This is a genomic window from Lysinibacillus sphaericus, from assembly GCF_015844675.1.
Lineage (GTDB): Bacteria > Bacillota > Bacilli > Bacillales_A > Planococcaceae > Lysinibacillus > Lysinibacillus sphaericus_E.
Genome location: NZ_LDGC01000092.1, coordinates 1 through 19751, shown reverse-complemented (window position 1 = coordinate 19751; position 19751 = coordinate 1). Strand labels below are relative to the sequence as shown.

Below are 19751 nucleotides of genomic sequence, written 5' to 3'. Positions count from 1 at the left end.
TATCAGCGAATTTCAAGCATTTGATATACATGCTTGAACTTACTAATAGGATTGGAGCGAGCTAACGATTGGTTTTACAATTATATTCAAAATTTCAAAGTGGCTTTAACTTTCCTCCTCAACTGTAACTTCTTCATAAATGGTGTATTGGTCTTTACCAGCATTTTTCGATTGATATAATGCCTTATCTGCACGCTCAAATAAGCTTCTTTCTGACTCATCTGGATGACTGCAAATGGCACCGCCCAAACTGACTGAAAGTACAGACCATTTATCAACAGAAATTTTATCCGCAAACTTATAGTGATGAATTTTCTCCAAAATAGAATGCGCTAATTTTCCCATATATTCATCTTTCGTATCATATAAAACAATTGCAAATTCATCTCCACCAAATCTAACAACAAAGCCATTTTTCCCTACTTCTTGTTTTAAAGTTCTGGCTGTTTCAATCAGGATCTTATCACCTTCAACATGTCCAAATCGATCATTTACTTGTTTAAAATTATCTAAATCTAACAACAATAAACCTGGTTGATTCGTCTTCCTTTTACTTAATAAATCGCCCATTTTTCTAATATAGGTAGCACGATTATAAACATTTGTTAATGGATCATATGTTGCGAGATGGATCGTTTTGGAAAGAAGTTTATTGATGACTAATAGCATGATGAAAGAAGTTACTAAGGCAATAAACAGTAATATTCGAAACTGCTTTGTATTTTTTGTAAGCGCTCTAATTTCTGTGAAATTACCGTATTTTACATATACAACTCTTTTAGAGGATTCTCCCCGAACCTTTTCTGCTTCTGCTTCATACGGTAAAAAACGATGCTTTTCGATATAACCATTTTCAAACTCCTTTTGATATTCCGTTGGCTTCATCGTTTCTTTGGCTAGCTTATAATGCTCTTGAAACATTTTCGATTGATCATTTACAGTTTTACGAGATTTAGCATCAGAAAAGAAAACCCCTCCCGCAGTTATCGTTTGTACTTCTAATAAATCAGCATATTTATCTATTAAATAGTCAGCTGTCTTTTCGAAGTTAAAAGTTTGGAATACAGGATCTTTAAGTAAGTCTATACCGACCTCGAATAAATATTTCTTGTCTGGTGTCGCTAAATAACCAAATTTTCGATATCCCCCAGTAGTTGTTGAAATATCTATACCATCAACATAGTATTTCCCGCTTATTCGACGTTCGTCTAGTAAAGCAGAAAAACGTGTGCAGCATTGAGAAAAATTAAAACCTTTATCTTTTTCAAAAGTTGTATAAATTACAGTATTTGATTGATCGAGTATGTACACATCCATTCCATGCTCGTTTTTTATTTTCTCCAAATCCCACTTTGCTATATGAGGGTTTTCTTCATAATATGTAATTAGGTTTCGTAGTACCGCTTCCATTTTCTCAGAGAGAGTTTTATCAAAATAGTAATGTGCATTATCTACCGTTTGCATATCTGTCAGAATATGATTTTCAATTAATGTTCTATTCATAACTTCTTGTTTTTCAATATCATCTGTAAGTATTTGCCTATTGAAATAAAAAATTACAGCAACAAGTATTAACGCAAAGCCAATTAGAGATATAAATAATTTAATTCTTAGGTTTCTCATTAACGTGTCCTCTACTTATTTTCACCATCATTTTTTCGAAACTTTAGTGATTTTTAGTACCATAGACTAAATAGCTTTTCACATAGGTTACATTAATTATACAGTTACCGGTATAAGTATGTATATAAAAAATACCCCGATACTAATCATCGTTAGCATCGAGGAATTCTCTAATCCCTATTTTGTAAGCAGGCTAGCTCTTCAGCCGTTAATTCTCTATATTCACCTAAATTCAAACTGTCGTCTAGTTTTAAGTTGCCCATTGATAGACGCTTTAAATAGACTACACGTTTTCCAACAGCCTCAAACATTCGCTTCACCTGATGAAACTTACCTTCTTGGATCGTTAACTCAATTTCAGATTGTTGAGCAGATTTTAATATGATGAGCTCTCCTGGTTTAGTTACATAACCATCATCTAGCTCAACACCTTGAGCAAATTTCTCACAATCTTCCTCAGTCACAATTCCTTCTATTTGTGCATAATAAACCTTCGGCACATGTTTTTTAGGAGACAATAAATTATGTGCTAAAGAACCATCATTTGTTATTAGCAATAATCCCTCTGTATCTTTATCAAGTCGCCCAACAGGGAAAGGCTGGAAATGCTGATGTAAAGGCTCTAACAAATCGATGACGGTTTCATCTCGCAAATCCTCCGTTGCAGAAATAACGCCTGGAGGCTTATTCATCATAAAATATACAAATTCTGTATAGTTCACACGCTCTCCAAATACAGAAACCTCCTGCTTGTCAGGATCAACATGTAATGCTGCATCCTTCGCATATGCGCCATCTACTGTCACTGCTTTCTGCTTTAAAAGCAACTTAACTTCCTTGCGTGACCCGTAACCCATATTCGACAGTAATTTATCTAATCGCATTAGTACCTCCTATTTAAATCCCAGTTTGTTCGTTATTCTTGTCAATCGTTCACCGAGAAGCTTTTGTGCTAAGCCTAGGCGTAAAGACAAGAAGCCATATACTGCTACACCTACTCCAGCACAAATAACAGAATAAACTAAAGCTGAGAATTTACCACCTACTGGTCCCATTAATAACTCTAAAAGCGTATGAACGATGAATACACTTACCGCCATTATCGCTGTCAAAAGAGAAATGAGCATGACACGACGAATAACCATTTCTGATTTGTAGTTCAATGTTTGTCGTAGCACAAGTATATTAATGATAATTGAAACACTATAGCCAATAGCTGTGGCAAGAAGTGCACCATCTGCCTCCATCAAACGAATTAACGGAATATTAATCGCTAGTTTGACTAAAATCCCTGATAATAAGCTGAGGACAATCCACTTTTGGAAATCAATACCCTGTAAAAGTGCTGCAGTCACTTGGAATAATGCAAATAAAATAGCAACAGGTGCATAATGGGCTAAAATCATAGCCCCCATCTCGCTTTCAGAATAGAGCATAAAATATATTTCATTCGATAACAACGAAATTCCAACTACTGCTGGTAATGTAATGAAAATTAATATTTGATATGTCTTATCCATTGCATTTCGTAACGATAAATATTCACCTTGCGTAAAATATTTTGTAATCGTCGGTACTAGCGCCATTGAAAAACCTGTAGCTAGCATTACTGGAATAATGACAACCTTATGTGTTGTAAAGTTAATCATTGATAAGTACTTATCCGTTACTTCCGCTAAGCCTATAGATGCCATAGCTCCATTAAACGTAAGCATATCCACTAATTGGAATAATGGGTTAGCAACACCTACAAACACCATCGGAATCGAATACGTAATTACTTCTTTATATATGTTGGACATTGGTAGCTGTGTAGATGTAACACTTTGACTGCGCAATAAATCAAATTCAGGTTGATATTTTTTCCAATAATAATAGAGTACTAGCAACCCGCCAATTGCTCCAATAAAGGCAGCAAACACAGCAAAGGAAACAGCCGTCTCTGGTTTCCCATTAAAAACTACTACAACTAAGAATGAACCACCTAATAACACTACAATACGAACAATTTGCTCTACTAGTTGAGAAACTGCGGTAGGCTCCATTTTGTCATAGCCTTGGAAAAATCCACGCCAAAGACTCATAAATGGCACAACAATTAACGCAAAGCTAACCCAGCGAATAACTGAGGCAATTTGCTCTACCGAAAATGCCTGTTCATCACTTTTAATAACAAGGCCCGCTATTGGTGTAGCTAATATAAAGAGAACAATAAACGCCGCTAACCCAGTACACATCATAATAAGTATGCCGGATTTCATAAGCTTGCGGCCTGATTGATAATCACCCATTGCATTGTATTTAGAAACAAACTTGGATACAGCAATTGGCGCACCCGAGATGGCTACTGCTAGCATAATCGAGTAGGGAATATATGCATATTGATAGAGGGCTACATTCTCCTCACCCACAATCGCATAAAAAGGAAAAATATAAATTAATCCGAGCACCTTCGATAAAAACATCCCCATCGTTAATATCGCAGTACCTTTCATTAAATTGGACATTGTAACCATCCATTCATTTTAAAGTCAATATTTTCATTATCTTAACACTTAGAAAAAACTTATAAACTATTTGCCAATCAATTATGCCTAGGCATAATTTCAACACACTCAAGGTTTAAGTTACTTCTTGAGCAGATCTGCAAACAAAGCACTTGTTTCACAATAACTTGTAAACGCTGCCATATAAAAAGCTTACTCTCACTGTAAAAACTACAGAACTACATTAACAAAATTCAGAAAACAACAACCCTAGAAAATATTAAAAAAGTAAACCAACTGTAATCTTAACATATTTACTAGGTAAACAGACGCATAAATATATTAAAAAGTTCTAGCACTCAAAAAAAAAATAGCATTAATGTCCTCTTAAAGGAAAATAGAAGTGTCAAAATAATCGGTGGAGATTACGAAAACCCCCACCGATTAAAGCTACTTCTTATTACATATCTACGAAAAATTGTTTATACCATACTAAGAATACATAGGCTGTCCAAATATAACGCCCACGATTTGCTTTTCCTTCATAGTGCTCATCTAGATAGCCTACTAATTGTTTTGTATCAAAGAATTCATTGGCAAAGTCAGTTGTAAACATTTCTTTTACCAATTTATAATACTTTTCTTCACGTAACCAGTGACGGATTGGCACTGGGAAGCCAAGTTTTGGACGTTTTGCCCATTCTTCAGGTAATTCCTGATGCGCAGCTTGACGAAGTACATATTTCGTATCAATATCATTTACGCGATATTTCGAAGGAATGTTTTTCGCTAATTCCATTACTTCTTTATCTAAAAATGGTACACGTAATTCAATTGAATGGGCCATACTCATTTTATCTGCTTTTAATAAAATATCGCCTGGCATCCAAAGATTTAAGTCAAGATACTGCATTTTAGTAACATCATCATCGCCTGGAACTTCATCGTAAATACGTTTTGTAATCGATTTTACAGATGGACCATTTTTATAGTCTGGTTTCAAAACATTTAATGCATCTTCTTCATCCCATACTACCGCTTCCCCGATGAAGCGCTCTTCTACTGTTTGGCCACCTTTAACAAGGAAGTGCGTATATTGATTTTTAGGCAATGCCTCTGCTATGCCTCGTAACGCTTTACGGATACCAAATGGAACTTTTTCATATTTTTGCATTTTGCCAGAGTTTTGATACCATGAATAGCCACCAAAGATTTCATCCGCACCTTCACCTGAAAGTACTACTGTTACATCCTTTGATGCTAACTCAGAAAGGAAGTATAGCGGTACAGAAGATGGGTTCGATTGTGGCTCGTCCATGTGCCACTGAATTTTCGGTAATGCTTCAAAACACTCATCTGCCGAAATATATTTACGCTCATTTTGAATTTCTAATGTATCCGATAATTCTTTTGCTAAATTTGTTTCATTGAACATATCCTCGTAGTCAGAGAAACCAACAGAGAAGGATTTATCAGGGCGTAATAATGAAGTAATATAGCTTGAATCAATACCACCTGATAAGAAAGAACCGACCTTCACATCACTAATTTGATGCGCATCTACAGATTCTCTCACTGTCGTACGAATGTCTTCAACATACTTTTCGATTGGCGCTTCTTTCGCATGGAATTTTTTATCCCAATACTGAACAATTTTCTTTTGGCCATTTTGAATAAGCATATAGTGTGCTGGTTGTAATTTGTACACACCTTTAAAGAATGTTTCATCCATTGAAGAATATTGGAACGTCAAATAAGGGCGTAGCGCATCTTTATTTAACTCTTTAATAAATGATGGGTGTGGTAAAAATGATTTAATTTCTGAACCGAAAATAAACGTACCATCTGTTGTGTTTTCTGTATAATACAGTGGCTTAATACCAAAGCCATCACGAGCGATGAATTGTAAATCATTCTTTTTATCCCAAATACAGAATGCGAACATTCCGCGAAGCTTTTTGACAAATTCTACTCCGTATTCAACATAACCATAAATAATAACTTCACTATCAGAGTGTGTTTTAAAGTTGTGACCTTTTTCAATCAAATCAGCACGTAGCTCTTGGAAGTTAAAGATTTCTCCATTAAATACGAGAACGATGTTACCATCCGCACTGTACAACGGCTGATTTGCCACGTCTGATAAGTCGATAATACTTAATCGACGGAATCCTAACGTTACTGTATCATCACTGTGAATCCCGCCGCTGTCCGGTCCACGGTGAATAATTGTATTCATCATATTTTCAATCGTTTGATGATGATCAATCACATTTGTTCCATTAATATAGCCTATAAATCCGCACATTCTATTTTTCACCTCATAATTTAGTGCATAACCTTTACCATAATAGCATGAAAAGACATTCATTTCATACCGACAATACATATAAAGCAAAACTTTCATCAGTTAATTTATTCTACACCGATTATTCGTTCAACCAACGAGCACTTTATCTCATTTAAAAACACTTCAACTTTACATCTTCTGCCCTAAATCCACACATTAAAATTTAACATCGATAGTTTTGGATAACATTGTGTTAAAAAATATTTCATGTATATAAGTTGATTGTAGTGTAGACTGAGCGACTTCTTGGGGATTAGCTATAAAGGAACGGAGGCTAAAAGCATCACATCCTGTGATAACGCCTCCGTGACCAACATCGTGCCGCTGCCGCTACGTTGCACTCACGCTTTCGCGCAAAAGATATCTGTTGGCCCGAGACCCTGCAGCGAAGCGAAGCGGCTCATCGGACGCCCCCAGGAAGCTTTGCTCTGTGCGAAAGCGAAGCGGCAGCTACAAAGCGCCCAGTCGGAACGGAAATCAACCACACGTTATGGCGAAGAACCACGTGAAAGTAGAAGATAAGAAATTATAAAATACTTTTGTCGTATTTTCAATGTGAAAGAAGCCTCTCTATATAGACTTCATGTATAATAGGAAAGATTCCTAATTTGAAAAGAAAGTGAGTTTTTAAATATATGTACGATGTTATCGTTATCGGTGGTGGCCCATCCGGTTTAATGGCTGCTATCGCCGCTGGAGAACGTAAAAAGAAAGTATTATTACTAGAAAAAGGAACAAAGCTCGGCAAAAAATTGGCCATTTCAGGCGGTGGTCGCTGTAATGTCACTAATCGTTTGCCCGTTGAAGAAATAGTCAAACACATACCTGGAAATGGCCGTTTTCTTTACAGCCCATTCACTGTTTATAATAACGAAGATATTATTGCATTTTTCGAAGGACTTGGTGTGGCATTAAAAGAAGAGGATCACGGACGTATGTTTCCTGTATCTAACCGCGCGCAAGATGTTGTAGATGCACTTATTCGTCAGCTTCAGAGGCTACATATTGAAGTGCGCTTAAACACACCCGTTAATAAGCTTTTAATGGATGAAGAAAAAATTCTCGGGGTACGCCTTACAGATGGCACAGAAATTCGTAGTGAGGCAGTAGTCGTTGCCGTTGGTGGGAAAGCTGTTCCACAAACTGGCTCAACAGGCGATGGTTATCCATGGGCAGAGCGTGCCGGCCATAAAATTACTACACTTTTCCCTACAGAGGTTCCTGTTCTATCAAAAGAGGATTTCATTCAAGCTCGTGAGCTACAAGGACTTGCATTACGCGATGTCGCTGTCTCTGTTTTAAACCAAAAGGGCAAGGTCCTAGTAACGCATCAAATGGACATGCTCTTTACTCATTTCGGGTTAAGCGGTCCTGCTGTTTTACGCTGTAGTCAATTTATCGTGAAAGAATTAATGAAAACAGGTTACGAGCCTGTAACAATGCGTATTCAGACACTTGTTGATTATAATGAAGAAACGTGCCTGCAATATTTAAACAGACTCGTTAAAGAAGATCCCAAAAAAGCCGTGAAAAATGTATGGAAGGGTATTGCTCCTGAACGCTGGCTACTATTTTTATGTGAGCGTGCAAATATCGATGTGCAAATGACAGGCGCTGAATTATCACAGGAAAAAGTCCGCAATTTAGCTAGATTACTCGTCAATTTCACAATGACAGTTAGTGGGACACAATCTCTTGAAAAAGCATTTGTCACTGGTGGTGGCGTCTCTGTTAAAGAGATAGAACCAAAGACAATGGCTTCAAAGAAAAAAGATGGTTTATTTTTCTGTGGAGAAATCCTTGATATTCATGGCTACACAGGTGGCTATAATATTACGTCTGCACTCGTTACAGGACGTATTGCTGGGATGAACGCAGGAATGTAATATACTCTGTTTCAGCCTTATATTAGCGGTTTTTATCACATAAAAACTATTGGGTAATGAAGCTCTTCGGCAAAGCGAGGGGGTAATTTTCGTTCCGACTGAGCGCTTTCATGAGGGCGGCAATAGCAAACAGATGTACAATCAAATCACTGTTGTATATCTCTTTTGCTCGATTACGGTGAGTAGTCTGGGATGGAAATCAACTCATTAATAAAAGCGTGTCCTGAAAACGTGGACACGCTTTTTTAGCCTTCTTTTGACATATATACTTCTTCATATGGTTGAATGATGACAAACCCTTCACCTGAAAATGCCATTTGAATGGATTCACCACTTCCTCGACCGATAAATGTTCGGAAGCTAATATCTGTTTTAAACTCTGGGGACAAAGTACCTGACCACGCTACAGTAGCATGTGGATCAGTATAAACAGTTTCACCAGGCTTTACTAACAATGTTAACGGTTCGAAATGAGTTGTAATGGCAACCTTCCCTCTTCCTTGTAAAGTTACATTAAACAACCCACCTGACATAACTCCTGCCATTTTACGCATTAAATGAATATCCCAATCAATACTAGGCTCAAATGCGAGTAAATCATTACCGTTTACACAAATTGCTTCATCCTTGAGATCGAAGACCGTTACTTTTTTCCCTTGATCGGCTAAATAAAGTCGCCCCTTACCCATCGCTTTCATAAGTTGTGTACCTTCGCCAGTTAATGCCTTTTTAAACATTTTACCTAAGCCGTGCTCCAACACACGCTCACGCTCAAACTTAATATCTCCTACATAAGAAATCATCGCACCCATTTTCGACCAAACCTCGCCATTTAGGTTGACTTCTAATACACGCTCAGTTTCTAACTCGAAATATTCATTTTCGCTATCGTCCTGCTGTGTTTTATTAATAAACTCATTTAAAGAAAATTTCCCCATATCACAATGCCTCCTTATTTATTTTATATACGTTTTAAGTTCCGGAAAGATTCAATCAAATTATCGGTGGGGTAAAAACGAACGATTGAATGATCCCGTTGAATCTTTTCAGAAACCGCAAAAAAATGAAATGGTGTCTAATTTATGCTTTTATATTTTATCGTTTCGTTCATGGGGAAAAAAAGCTTCATAATTAATTAAAAACAAAAGATGTTGAACTAAAAACATTAGTTTGTGGCCACCTACTAGCAAATTAGTTCATACACCTCGTATTTGCTTTCCGTTACAAAATTTCTCTTTTAGTAGCGAAATCACTTTATTTCCCATAATGATATTGACAGCAGAAACCAACTGTTATACATTAAACAGAGATTAATCGAGTGTTATATAACAATAGCTACAAAAAAAGACCATACAAGCGTCATGTGCGAAATGACACTTATATGGCCATTACCTTCAAGTGCGAATTGAAAGTAAACTTTATTGTGTAGCGGAGACGTCTCCAACCTTTTGTGAAGCTTCTTTTAATGCTGTTCGTTTACGTACATCTGCACGTAATGTTAAAGCAATAATTAATGAAGCTGCAATTAACCCTGTAAATACATAGAATACAGGAATATAGCTACCATAAGCATTTTTAATAGTGCTTACTAAAAGTGGACCAAAAATACCACCTAAAGACCAAGTCGTTAATAAATAACCATGAATAACTCCAAGTTGTTTCGTACCGAATAAATCACTTGCAAATGCAGGTAGATTAGAGAAACCTCCACCGTAGCAACTAACAACTAAGAAAATAAGTGCTTGGAAAATAATCGCGTTTGTAGTATGCGGTAAGACGATAAATGTAACTAGCTGTGCGATAAAGAAAATTACAAAGACATTCGAACGACCAATATAGTCAGACACAGCAGCCCATATTAAACGACCACCACCATTAAATAATCCCATTATACCTACCATTGCTGCGGCTCCCGCAACTGATAAACCTACAATTTCTTGAGCCATTGGAGATGCAACAGAAATCATCATAATACCTGCTGTTACGTTCACTAAATGCATTGACCAAAGCATCCAGAAATGCTTAGTTTTTACAGCTTCACGTGCTGACATGACAGCTAAATCTTTCTTCACTACTTCTTTACCATTATCTGCAGCCGCCTTCATATTCGCTGGCATATAACCAGGTTTAGGCGGTGCTATATATGAAGCCCCTAAAATCATTAACGTGAAATAACTTGCCCCTAAAATAAAGTACGTTGTAGAAATTCCCACAGCCTCCATTAAGTTAGCTGCGACTGGCGCTGTAATAAGTGCTCCTGAACCAAATCCAAGTACAGCCATACCTGTTGCTAATCCGCGACGATCCGGGAACCATTTTACTAATGTCGATACAGGCGCAATGTAACCAATACCCATACCCAATCCACTTAGTAAACCATATGTTAACCAGTACAATGTTACGGAATCCATTGAAATCGCTACACCTGCACCAGCTTGTCCTGCCCCAAATAGAACAGCTGCTATCATCGCAGATTTACGTGGTCCCATTTTTTCTACTAAGTTACCAAATAATGCTGCCGAAAAACCAGCAAGCCCCATCATTATTGTGAAGGCAACCGTTACGTTTGTTTCACTCCATCCCATTTCTTTAACAATCGGTATCTTGTATACACTGTATGCATATGCTCCACCGATTGAAAGGTGAATAGCGATTGCAGATAATGCAATTAACCATCTATTTTTATTCATAATTTCTCTTTTCTCCCCTCTTTTGCTACCTGTGAAAATTTTATGAACGTCTCTGTAAAACAATTTACCACTTAGAATTATTCAAATGCAAGATGTTTTTTTAAAAATATTATTTCTGCAAAAAGTATTTTATTTTTTACCCCAATAATTTTATAACGAAAACCCTACAGTCTCTAAGCAAATAGATGTTTTTTAAACAAAAACCATAACATTTTTTAGCTATTATTATTTTTCTACTCTATTATCCAACTCCACATTAATTATATTTATATAATTAATTTTGTGCATATTTTCACATGCAACCTATGTATATGCCGCTTTTTCTAACACTTATTAATTCTTCGTGTTAATATAAAGGATCATAAATAAATATCCACTAAGTAGAAATAACGCGCGCGAAAGAGAATTAATAAGCTAAAATAGACAAATTTCATTCGTACAAAAGGGAATTTGAAAATCATGTTAACTGATTTAATTAACTTTTAATGGATATTCAATTAAATAAATACAATACGGATTATGCATACTTCAAAACGAATAATCATTACTCATTGATTTTTATTATTCAAATATATATTTTTTCTTTTAGTAAGAATCCTACACATTCTTTTTAGCTATGGATAGTTATACTTTTCAAACTAAAAAACAACTAAACCAATCAGTTATAACAGAAATATTTGCTATAGTGCACAAGTAAAAACAGTACTTTTCAACCAAATACTGTTAATGCCCATAAATCCCAATTCTAGATTTGTTTATGTAAATACTAGCTTTTACAGAGATATGTATTCTATTAGAAACAATCAATTTAAGACAACCTTCAATACATATTTCAAAATAAAGTTCTCCCATAATCTGGTTATATATCAAAAAAGATGCTCGAAGAATTTCAGAGCATCTCTTTCTTTTTATGAAAAATAAGTGATAAATACAATTATTAGTACCAGTGACATAATAAATAATCCAATTGATATAAAATGTCTTTTTTCCTCTCGCCCATAATAATAGTCAATCGCAATAGAACTTATCATGGCGACAACTAAAAATCCGGATATTGCAGCTATATAGATAAACCACCCATATAGATTCATTAAAATTAAAATTGCCCCTTCTATAAACTTAACAATATACGTTGTACGTTGATGGCCTGTATTTAAATATTTTGGCTCCTTTGGGATGCTAAATTTTTTTCTAACAGCTATCTCGATAAACAACCCTAGAAAGAGAGCAACTATTAAAAAAATAAACATCTTACCGAAACTAATATCTTTTTCATCTTTTTCCATAAGGGCAATAAATGATGAGGCTGTATCGCCATCTTGCACTTTGTAAAAGATATTTGTTTGTCGATCGCTAAAAGCTAACTGTTCATCGTTTAAGAACATTTTTAGCTGTACAACCTGCCCATTGCCGAACTCTACCCATACATCACGATATGCGTAGTAATCATCATCCTTCTTCGAAATAACTGCCTTTTGAAGCGTATTGGCAATGAGCTTTGTTTCCGAATCATTTTTATAAGACCGTTGCCCTAAAATCCAGCCAGTTCTTCCGGCCTTAAAAGTATCCTCCTCCCAATTATACGCAATCGTAAACTGTTTAACCTCATGTTGGGCTAGTTCAATAATTGTAGCCTGCTTAGATGAATCTCCTTGCTTCCATGGACCAATTACAATCAAGAAAAGGATCGTCATGACTGCTCCTATGAAAATCATTGGATATTGCCATCTACGAGGTTGTTTATTTTGCTGAACTACATTGTGCAAAATACGCTCCTGCAATTGTTGTGAGAAACGTGGGGCTTCTCCAAGCTCTTTATCCAGTTTATCCTTAAAAGATGTCATCTTCTAGCACCTCCCAATGGCTTTTGTCCAGTTTTTCCTGCAAAATTTGTCTAGCTCTACGAAGTCTTGTCTTCACTGTGTTTTCGGTACATGTAAGTACCTCCGCTATCTCACGAACCTTTAATTCTTGGTAATAATAAAGAATAATTACTTCTCGGTAGTTGATTGGAAGCTTAAACAATGCTGCTGTTACAATTCTTCGTTCATCCTTTTCAATCAAATTCGTTTCTGGCGATCGTTTGCTGACGCCAATGTGCAGCTTTTCAAATAAAATATGCCGCTTATTTTTCCAGCTTCGTAAATAGTCATGACTTTTATGTACTGTTATTTTTACTAAATATGTTTTTAGCGAGGATCGTTGTTCAAAGCGCTCCCGTTGCCGATAATAAGCAAAAAAGACATCTTGAACGATTTCTTCTGCAATAGCCCAGTCTTTAACATATAGATAAGCTACACGAAGGCAATACTCACCATGCTCTTCCATAATATTTGCTAAATGTTCACTCAAACAAACACCTCCTATTCACACTATAGTCGTATCAAAATCTTATATGGTTTCAGCAAAAAAGAAAAAAGTGCCCAATTAGGACACTTTTCGCATTATTATTTCACGACGATATTAACAAGCTTACCTGGAATGACAATTATTTTTACTAAGTCTTTGCCTGCCATATACTCTTGTACTTTGTCATCTGCAAGAGCTACTTTTTCGATTTCTTCTTTTGAAGCATCTTTCGCTACGACGATTTTTGCACGTACTTTGCCTAGGACTTGTACGGCGATTTCCACTTCATCATCAACAAGTTTAGACTCATCATATGTTGGCCATTCCTTATATGAAAGTGTTTCATCATGACCTAATATCTGCCATAGTTCTTCAGCAACGTGTGGCACCATTGGAGCTAGCATTTTCACAAAGCCTTCAGCGTATTCTGTTGGAATTACATCCGCTTTGTAGCAATCATTGATGAATACCATCATTTGTGAAATAGCTGTATTGAAGCGAATACCTTCATAATCCTCTGTCACTTTTTTCACAGTTTGATGATATGATTTTTCTAGTGTTTTGTCATCAGAAGCTTGAATTTTCGCAGCGATTGTACCATCTTCTTCATTGACAAATAGACGCCAAATACGATCTAAGAAGCGACGCGCCCCGTCCAAGCCATTTGTTGACCATGCAACAGATGCTTCAAGTGGGCCCATGAACATTTCATATAGACGTAAAGTATCAGCACCGTGTGAAGAAATGATTTCATCCGGGTTAACGACATTACCTTTTGATTTAGACATTTTCTCATTACCTTCACCAAGAATCATCCCTTGGTTAAATAATTTGTGGAATGGCTCTTTCGTGTGTACAACACCTAAATCGTATAATACTTTGTGCCAGAAGCGAGCGTATAGTAAGTGTAATACCGCATGCTCTGCCCCACCGATATAAATATCAACTGGTAACCAACGTTTCAGTAATTCAGGGTCCGCAATTGCTTCTTTATTTGTTGGGTCAATATAACGTATGAAGTACCAGCTAGAACCTGCCCACTGTGGCATCGTATTCGTTTCACGACGGCCTTTTTTGCCAGTTTCAGGATCAACAACATTTACCCATTCAGAAATGTTCGCTAACGGAGATTCACCCGTACCTGAAGGACGAATATTATCTGTTTTTGGTAGCACTAATGGTAATTCTGATTCCGGTACTGGCGTCGTTGTACCATCTTCCCAATGTATCATAGGAATTGGCTCACCCCAGTAACGTTGACGAGAGAATAACCAGTCGCGAAGACGGTAAGAGATTTTCTTCTCTCCTACACCTTTTTCTTCAAGCCATTGAATTGCTTTAGCAATACCTTCCTCTTTGTTTAAGCCATCAAGGAAATCAGAGTTAATATGTTTACCATCACCCGTGAAGGCTTCTTTGCTAATGTCTCCGCCTTCAAGGACAGGAATAATTTCTAAACCAAATTCTGTTGCGAATTCATAGTCACGCTCATCATGTGCTGGAACTGCCATAATTGCACCAGTACCGTATGATACTAATACGTAGTCTGCAACCCAAATCGGCATTTTTTTACCGTTAATCGGATTAATTGCATAGGCACCTGTGAATACGCCTGTTTTTTCTTTCGCTAAATCTGTGCGTTCTAAATCAGATTTCAATTTTACTTTATCTAAATAAGCTTCAACAGTTTGTTGTTGTTCAGCCGTTGTAATTTGTTCCACTAATTTATGCTCAGGTGCAATAACACAGTATGTAGCACCAAATAATGTATCAGGACGTGTTGTAAACACTGTGAAGTTTTCATCTGTTCCATCTATATTAAATGTTACTTCAGCACCCTCTGAACGACCAATCCAGTTACGTTGCATATCCTTAATAGACTCTGGCCAATCAACTTCCTCTAAGTCATCGATTAAACGATCAGCATAGGCAGTAATTTTAAGCATCCATTGCTTCATTGGACGACGTTCTACAGGGTGACCACCACGCTCTGACTTTCCATCAATAACTTCTTCGTTTGCAAGTACTGTTCCAAGTGCTGGACACCAGTTTACAGCTACTTCATCTACATAGGCTAAGCCTTTTTTATAAAGCTGGATAAAGATCCATTGTGTCCATTTATAATATTCTGGATCTGTTGTGTTAATTTCACGATCCCAGTCATAGCTAAAGCCTAACTCTTGGATTTGACGCTTAAATGTTGCAATATTTTTCGCTGTAAATTCTGCCGGGTCATTTCCTGTATCAAGTGCATATTGCTCTGCAGGTAAACCAAATGCATCCCATCCCATAGGATGAAGGACGTTATATCCTTGCATACGCTTGAAGCGTGAAAGGATGTCTGTCGCTGTGTAGCCCTCTGGATGTCCTACATGAAGACCAGCACCAGATGGGTATGGGAACATGTCTAACGCATAAAATTTTGGTTTTTCTGTTTCGTTTTCAGTTTTAAACGTTTTATTATCAGCCCAATATTGCTGCCACTTTTTTTCGATTTGTTGATGATTAAAACTCATTATTTTTCCTCCTTTGAATGTGTCATGCTCTTCAACTTAAGAATTGACAAAATATTTAAAAAATAAAAAAACTCGCCCCTTTCTTCAATAGAAAGGGACGAGAGAATTCGTATCTCCCGCGGTACCACCCACATTAGTGATCACACTCGGCTTTAGCTTCCTTAACGCGGAAGGAACGGCACGAGCTGTTTCACTCGGGCAGACTCAGAAGGCGAGTTCAATTTGCTTTCCTACTAGCTCCCACCAACCGCTAGCTCTCTAAAAAGAAACACAAATTTACTATTCCTCATCATTGTCTTACATGTATTGCATTTATTCTAATGGAAAGTACTGAAAAGCACAAGACTTTGTTTACATACTAACCATTTTTGAACAAATTAAATCCCTATGAAGGTAACAATATCCAAAATAAGTTGTGTCCATAGAGCTCGCATTATTTTAAACTACAAGAAAGCTCTGTAAAAATAACCCCCAGCGCATAAGCACCAGCATCCGGATATCCTAGGCTTCTTTCACCAACTGTTCCAGCGCGACCCATTCGAGCAACAATTTCTTTTGTATATTCCGCTCCTTTAACAGCAGCCTCTGCCCCTTTCTCAAAGGCTGTTTTAAAGTCCGCACCAATTGCAGCGCTTTCTGACCAGGCATTTACACAAGGTACAAGCGCATCTACAAGCGTTTTATCTCCTACTTCTGCCCCTCTTCCGAAAGAACGCTCACCGACAGATTGTATACCTTTCAGCGTCGCTTTTAACATTTCAGCAAACTCTCCTACAGTTAATTCCATTTTTCCCTCTACTACTTTACTAGCAGCTCGGAATGCCCCGCCCCAAATTGGACCAGAAGCTCCTCCGCAATGTTCCATAATGATCATGGAACAACCATCAAGGAAAGTCCCAATACTTAAATGTTCATGATTTAGAATCGAGCTCCATCCTCGTTTTAATTCCTTAAATCCTTTTGCGACACTCATACCGAAATCGCCGTCACCTGCATGGGTATCCAATTCGCAAAAAGGCACTTCGTTCTTTATAATAATCTCGCTCATTTTATCTACAAGATAAATCATATTATTTAATGTGATTACCTCATTTTTGATGATAGCGTGTTCTTCCTCTGTTTCCGTCTCAAAGAAAACTTGTTTCTCCTCTACGTTATCCTTAATATCTACATATTCTACACGTTCAACTGGTCCATCTACCTTAAATGCAGGTGTATTACATTCTTTCGATAATAGTGTATTCAGTTCATCATCTAGTTTCATTACTGTAAGAGAGATCCCAGCCATATCAATACTTGTCATGTAATTGCCGACAAACGTTCTACTGATTCGTATATTTCTTTTACTCAGCTCTCTAGCAACCGCATTATTAAACAGATAAAGTTCTTGAAGTGGTGTACCGCCAAATCCATTTACTAGAACAGCAATTTCAGCATCTTTATCTACTCCTAAATCTTTCATAAGGTCATTTGTCATACGTAAAGCTAATTCATCTGCAGCCATCATTTTTTCTCTTTTTCTTCCTGGCTCTCCATGAATACCGACACCATATTCCATCTCGTCCTCACCCAATTTGAAAGTAGGTGATCCACTAGCTGGAACCGTACAGGAAGTTAGTGCCAGACCAATTGTTCGAACATTTGCCGCTGCTTTTTCCGCTACAGCTTTAACCTGCATCAAATCCATACCTTCTTCTGCGGCTGCACCAGCAATTTTATGTACTAACACAACTCCTGCAACACCGCGGCGTCCTACTGTATAAAGGCTATCTTCTACTGCAATATCATCTTCTACGCGAACGTACTCTACTTGAATGCCATCCTCCATGGCTAAGTGGGCGCCATTTTTAAAATTCATTATATCTCCACTGTAATTTTTAATAATGAGCAGCGTACCTTTTTGGCTAGCTGTTGCTTTAATTGCTTGATATACCTGTATTTGTGAAGGAGAGGCAAACACGTCACCGCATACCGCAGCATCGAGCATTCCTTTTCCTACTAACCCTGCATGTGCTGGTTCATGCCCACTACCGCCACCGCTAATTAAAGTTACCTTATTTGCATTCATTGCTTTTTTCTTAATTACTTTATATTTTTTTAACAGCTCAAGTTCCGGGTGAGCCATAACTATCCCATTACACATTTCCATAACAAGTGATTCAGGTTGATTCATAATTTTTTTCATCTTTAATCCTCCCCTATAAGTTTTGTCACATTCTACGAAGCCTATTCGTAGGCATACTTCTATAATTATTCAAAGAAGATTCTTGCTATGATACATACCCCTCGAAATATATTTGATAACGAATTCTAGTTTACTATGTAAAATGAAAGCTTTGTCTAAAGATACTCATTCTCGGCATAATTGCGTTCCTTTATTGCGAGATAAAGTGAAACTTTATCAGTGGGGTGTTTTCTGTACCCCACTGATCATTAGTCTTCACCAATCGGGCAATTAGGGGCAGTTCATCTATTTTTACTGCCCCTTATTGCGGGATAAAGTGAAACTTTATCAGTGGGGTGTTTTCTGTACCCCACTGATCATTAGTCTTCACCAATCGGGCAATTAGGGGCAGTTCATCTGTTTTTACTGCCCCTTATTGCGGGATAAAGTGGTATGTCAACACTAAACTGGACAAAAATTATAAGGGCTGTTGCTTGAATTCTACTGGTGTTAAATAGCCTAGTGTTCCGTGAATTCGAATGTTATTGAACCAATGAACATAATCATCAAGTTCAAGGGCGAGCTGTTCAAGAGAAGAGAAATGAGCTCCGTTAGCGAATTCTGTTTTAAATACCTTAAACATCGCTTCGGCCACAGCGTTGTCATAAGGGCAACCTTTCATGCTTAGTGACCGTTGGATACCGAATGTTTCAAGACTCTCTGAAATTAGTTTATTATCAAACTCTTTTCCTCGGTCAGTATGAAACATTTTGACATCATTCAAATTGGCATGTATGCTCGCAATCGCTTGATACACAAGTTCTGCAGTTTTATTCGCGCCAGCACTATGACCAATAATCTCACGATTAAAAAGGTCGACAAATAAGCATACATAGTGCCACTTTTTTCCGACACGAACGTATGTTAAATCGCTGACGATGACAGCCAATGGCTCTTCTTGCTCAAACTGACGCTGTAATTCATTTTTTACTGACGCTTCATTACATGTTGATTTATGCGGCTTATACTGTGCTACTGTATAGTTTGATACGAGTCCAAGATCTTTCATTAAACGACCAATTCGACGACGTGATACGTGTTTTGGCTCTGGTAATTTACTCAGTTCTTTCTTGATTTTACGCGTACCATAATTATTACGGCTTTCTTTGAAAATACGGGCAATCTCTTTGGAAATCTCTTTATCTTCAGTTTTTAGCGTACGTTTACTACACAAATCGGCATGATAGTAATACGTACTTTTTGGAATATTGAGGACGTCACACATTGCTGATACCGAATATTTGTGAGCATTATTTCGAATCACATCTATTTTCGTCCCATGATCAGCGCCGCCTGCTTTAAAATATCATTTTCCATCATTAATCTTTGGTTTTCCTTGCGTAATCGAGCCAGTTCATTTTCTTCTTCTGATCGATTATCTTTGGCATCAAAAGAACCTGTTTCTTTATGATTTTTTATCCAACGATCTAACGCAGAAGGTGTAATATCATATTCTCTAGTAATGTCTGCACGAGATTTACCATTTTCATAAAGTTTCACTAATTGCAGTTTAAATTCGGGTGTAAAAGTTCGACGTTGACGTGTCATAGCAGCACGCTCCCTTGTTTTATTAGTCTAAGTTTACAACCCCTTATTTTATCTGTCCAACTTAGTGTAGCCTATCCAA

At 37.1% G+C, this 19751-nt stretch carries 12 protein-coding genes and 1 other annotated feature; of the genes, 1 reads left to right on the top strand and 11 read right to left on the bottom strand.

Going from position 1 to position 19751, the window contains the following annotated elements:
• Window positions 1–105: 105 nt before the first annotated feature.
• From ABE34_RS22280 to asnB, 4 genes are all read right to left on the bottom strand, one after another.
• Complete coding sequence (locus tag ABE34_RS22280; protein WP_197144631.1) at window positions 106–1623, bottom strand: GGDEF domain-containing protein; 1518 nt, start codon at window positions 1621–1623, stop codon at window positions 106–108.
• Window positions 1624–1793: 170 nt separating this feature from the next.
• Window positions 1794–2507, bottom strand: a complete 714-nt coding sequence (locus tag ABE34_RS22275) for a pseudouridine synthase (RefSeq protein ID WP_197144630.1) — start codon at window positions 2505–2507, stop codon at window positions 1794–1796.
• Window positions 2508–2516: 9 nt separating this feature from the next.
• Window positions 2517–4130 carry a putative polysaccharide biosynthesis protein gene (locus ABE34_RS22270; protein ID WP_197144629.1) on the bottom strand — a complete coding sequence of 538 codons (1614 nt, stop codon included), beginning with the start codon at window positions 4128–4130 and terminating at the stop codon, window positions 2517–2519.
• A 439-nt stretch (window positions 4131–4569) separates the two neighbouring features.
• On the bottom strand, window positions 4570–6417 hold the full coding sequence (gene asnB / locus ABE34_RS22265) for an asparagine synthase (glutamine-hydrolyzing) (protein WP_197144857.1): 1848 nt from the start codon (window positions 6415–6417) through the stop codon (window positions 4570–4572).
• Window positions 6418–7094: 677 nt separating this feature from the next.
• On the opposite strand from asnB, the gene ABE34_RS22260 reads away from it, so the two are divergent.
• Window positions 7095–8345, top strand: coding sequence for an NAD(P)/FAD-dependent oxidoreductase (locus ABE34_RS22260; RefSeq protein WP_197144628.1), 1251 nt, complete (start codon window positions 7095–7097; stop codon window positions 8343–8345).
• A gap of 245 nt (window positions 8346–8590) precedes the next feature.
• On the opposite strand, the gene ABE34_RS22255 is transcribed toward ABE34_RS22260, so the two are convergent.
• The 7 genes from ABE34_RS22255 to ABE34_RS22225 form a co-directional block, all read right to left on the bottom strand.
• Window positions 8591–9283, bottom strand: coding sequence for an AIM24 family protein (locus ABE34_RS22255; protein ID WP_197144627.1), 693 nt, complete (start codon window positions 9281–9283; stop codon window positions 8591–8593).
• Window positions 9284–9763: 480 nt separating this feature from the next.
• Complete coding sequence (locus tag ABE34_RS22250; RefSeq protein WP_197144626.1) at window positions 9764–11035, bottom strand: L-lactate MFS transporter; 1272 nt, start codon at window positions 11033–11035, stop codon at window positions 9764–9766.
• 908 nt (window positions 11036–11943) lie between these two features.
• Window positions 11944–12879 carry a hypothetical protein gene (locus ABE34_RS22245; RefSeq protein WP_197144625.1) on the bottom strand — a complete coding sequence of 312 codons (936 nt, stop codon included), beginning with the start codon at window positions 12877–12879 and terminating at the stop codon, window positions 11944–11946.
• Window positions 12866–13387 carry a sigma-70 family RNA polymerase sigma factor gene (locus tag ABE34_RS22240; protein WP_197144624.1) on the bottom strand — a complete coding sequence of 174 codons (522 nt, stop codon included), beginning with the start codon at window positions 13385–13387 and terminating at the stop codon, window positions 12866–12868. Before ABE34_RS22240 ends, ABE34_RS22245 begins: the two co-directional genes overlap by 14 nt.
• Window positions 13388–13482: 95 nt before the next feature.
• Window positions 13483–15900: a leucine--tRNA ligase gene (gene leuS / locus ABE34_RS22235; protein ID WP_197144623.1), complete on the bottom strand. Its 2418-nt coding sequence runs from the start codon at window positions 15898–15900 to the stop codon at window positions 13483–13485.
• A gap of 90 nt (window positions 15901–15990) precedes the next feature.
• Window positions 15991–16202: a binding site (T-box leader), on the bottom strand.
• Window positions 16203–16333: 131 nt separating this feature from the next.
• A complete protein-coding gene (dhaK, locus tag ABE34_RS22230; RefSeq protein WP_197144622.1) occupies window positions 16334–18085 on the bottom strand; it encodes a dihydroxyacetone kinase subunit DhaK in 1752 nt (583 codons plus the stop codon).
• Between the two features lie 457 nt (window positions 18086–18542).
• A protein-coding gene (locus ABE34_RS22225) for an IS3 family transposase (RefSeq protein WP_197139965.1) occupies window positions 18543–19672 on the bottom strand; the annotation gives its coding sequence in 2 pieces (ribosomal slippage) (window positions 18543–19426 and window positions 19426–19672; 1131 coding nt in all).
• Window positions 19673–19751 lie beyond the last annotated feature (79 nt).

Excerpts from the sequence above, each read along its gene's own strand:
- ABE34_RS22245 (WP_197144625.1), bottom strand. The coding sequence starts at position 12,879 with ATGACATCTTTTAAGGATAAACTGGATAAAGAGCTTGGAGAAGCCCCA.
- ABE34_RS22260 (WP_197144628.1), top strand. The coding sequence starts at position 7,095 with ATGTACGATGTTATCGTTATCGGTGGTGGCCCATCCGGTTTAATGGCT.
- asnB (WP_197144857.1), bottom strand. The coding sequence starts at position 6,417 with ATGTGCGGATTTATAGGCTATATTAATGGAACAAATGTGATTGATCAT.
- ABE34_RS22270 (WP_197144629.1), bottom strand. The coding sequence starts at position 4,130 with ATGTCCAATTTAATGAAAGGTACTGCGATATTAACGATGGGGATGTTT.
- leuS (WP_197144623.1), bottom strand. The coding sequence starts at position 15,900 with ATGAGTTTTAATCATCAACAAATCGAAAAAAAGTGGCAGCAATATTGG.
- ABE34_RS22255 (WP_197144627.1), bottom strand. The coding sequence starts at position 9,283 with ATGGGGAAATTTTCTTTAAATGAGTTTATTAATAAAACACAGCAGGAC.
- dhaK (WP_197144622.1), bottom strand. The coding sequence starts at position 18,085 with ATGAAAAAAATTATGAATCAACCTGAATCACTTGTTATGGAAATGTGT.
- ABE34_RS22275 (WP_197144630.1), bottom strand. The coding sequence starts at position 2,507 with ATGCGATTAGATAAATTACTGTCGAATATGGGTTACGGGTCACGCAAG.
- ABE34_RS22250 (WP_197144626.1), bottom strand. The coding sequence starts at position 11,035 with ATGAATAAAAATAGATGGTTAATTGCATTATCTGCAATCGCTATTCAC.
- ABE34_RS22280 (WP_197144631.1), bottom strand. The coding sequence starts at position 1,623 with ATGAGAAACCTAAGAATTAAATTATTTATATCTCTAATTGGCTTTGCG.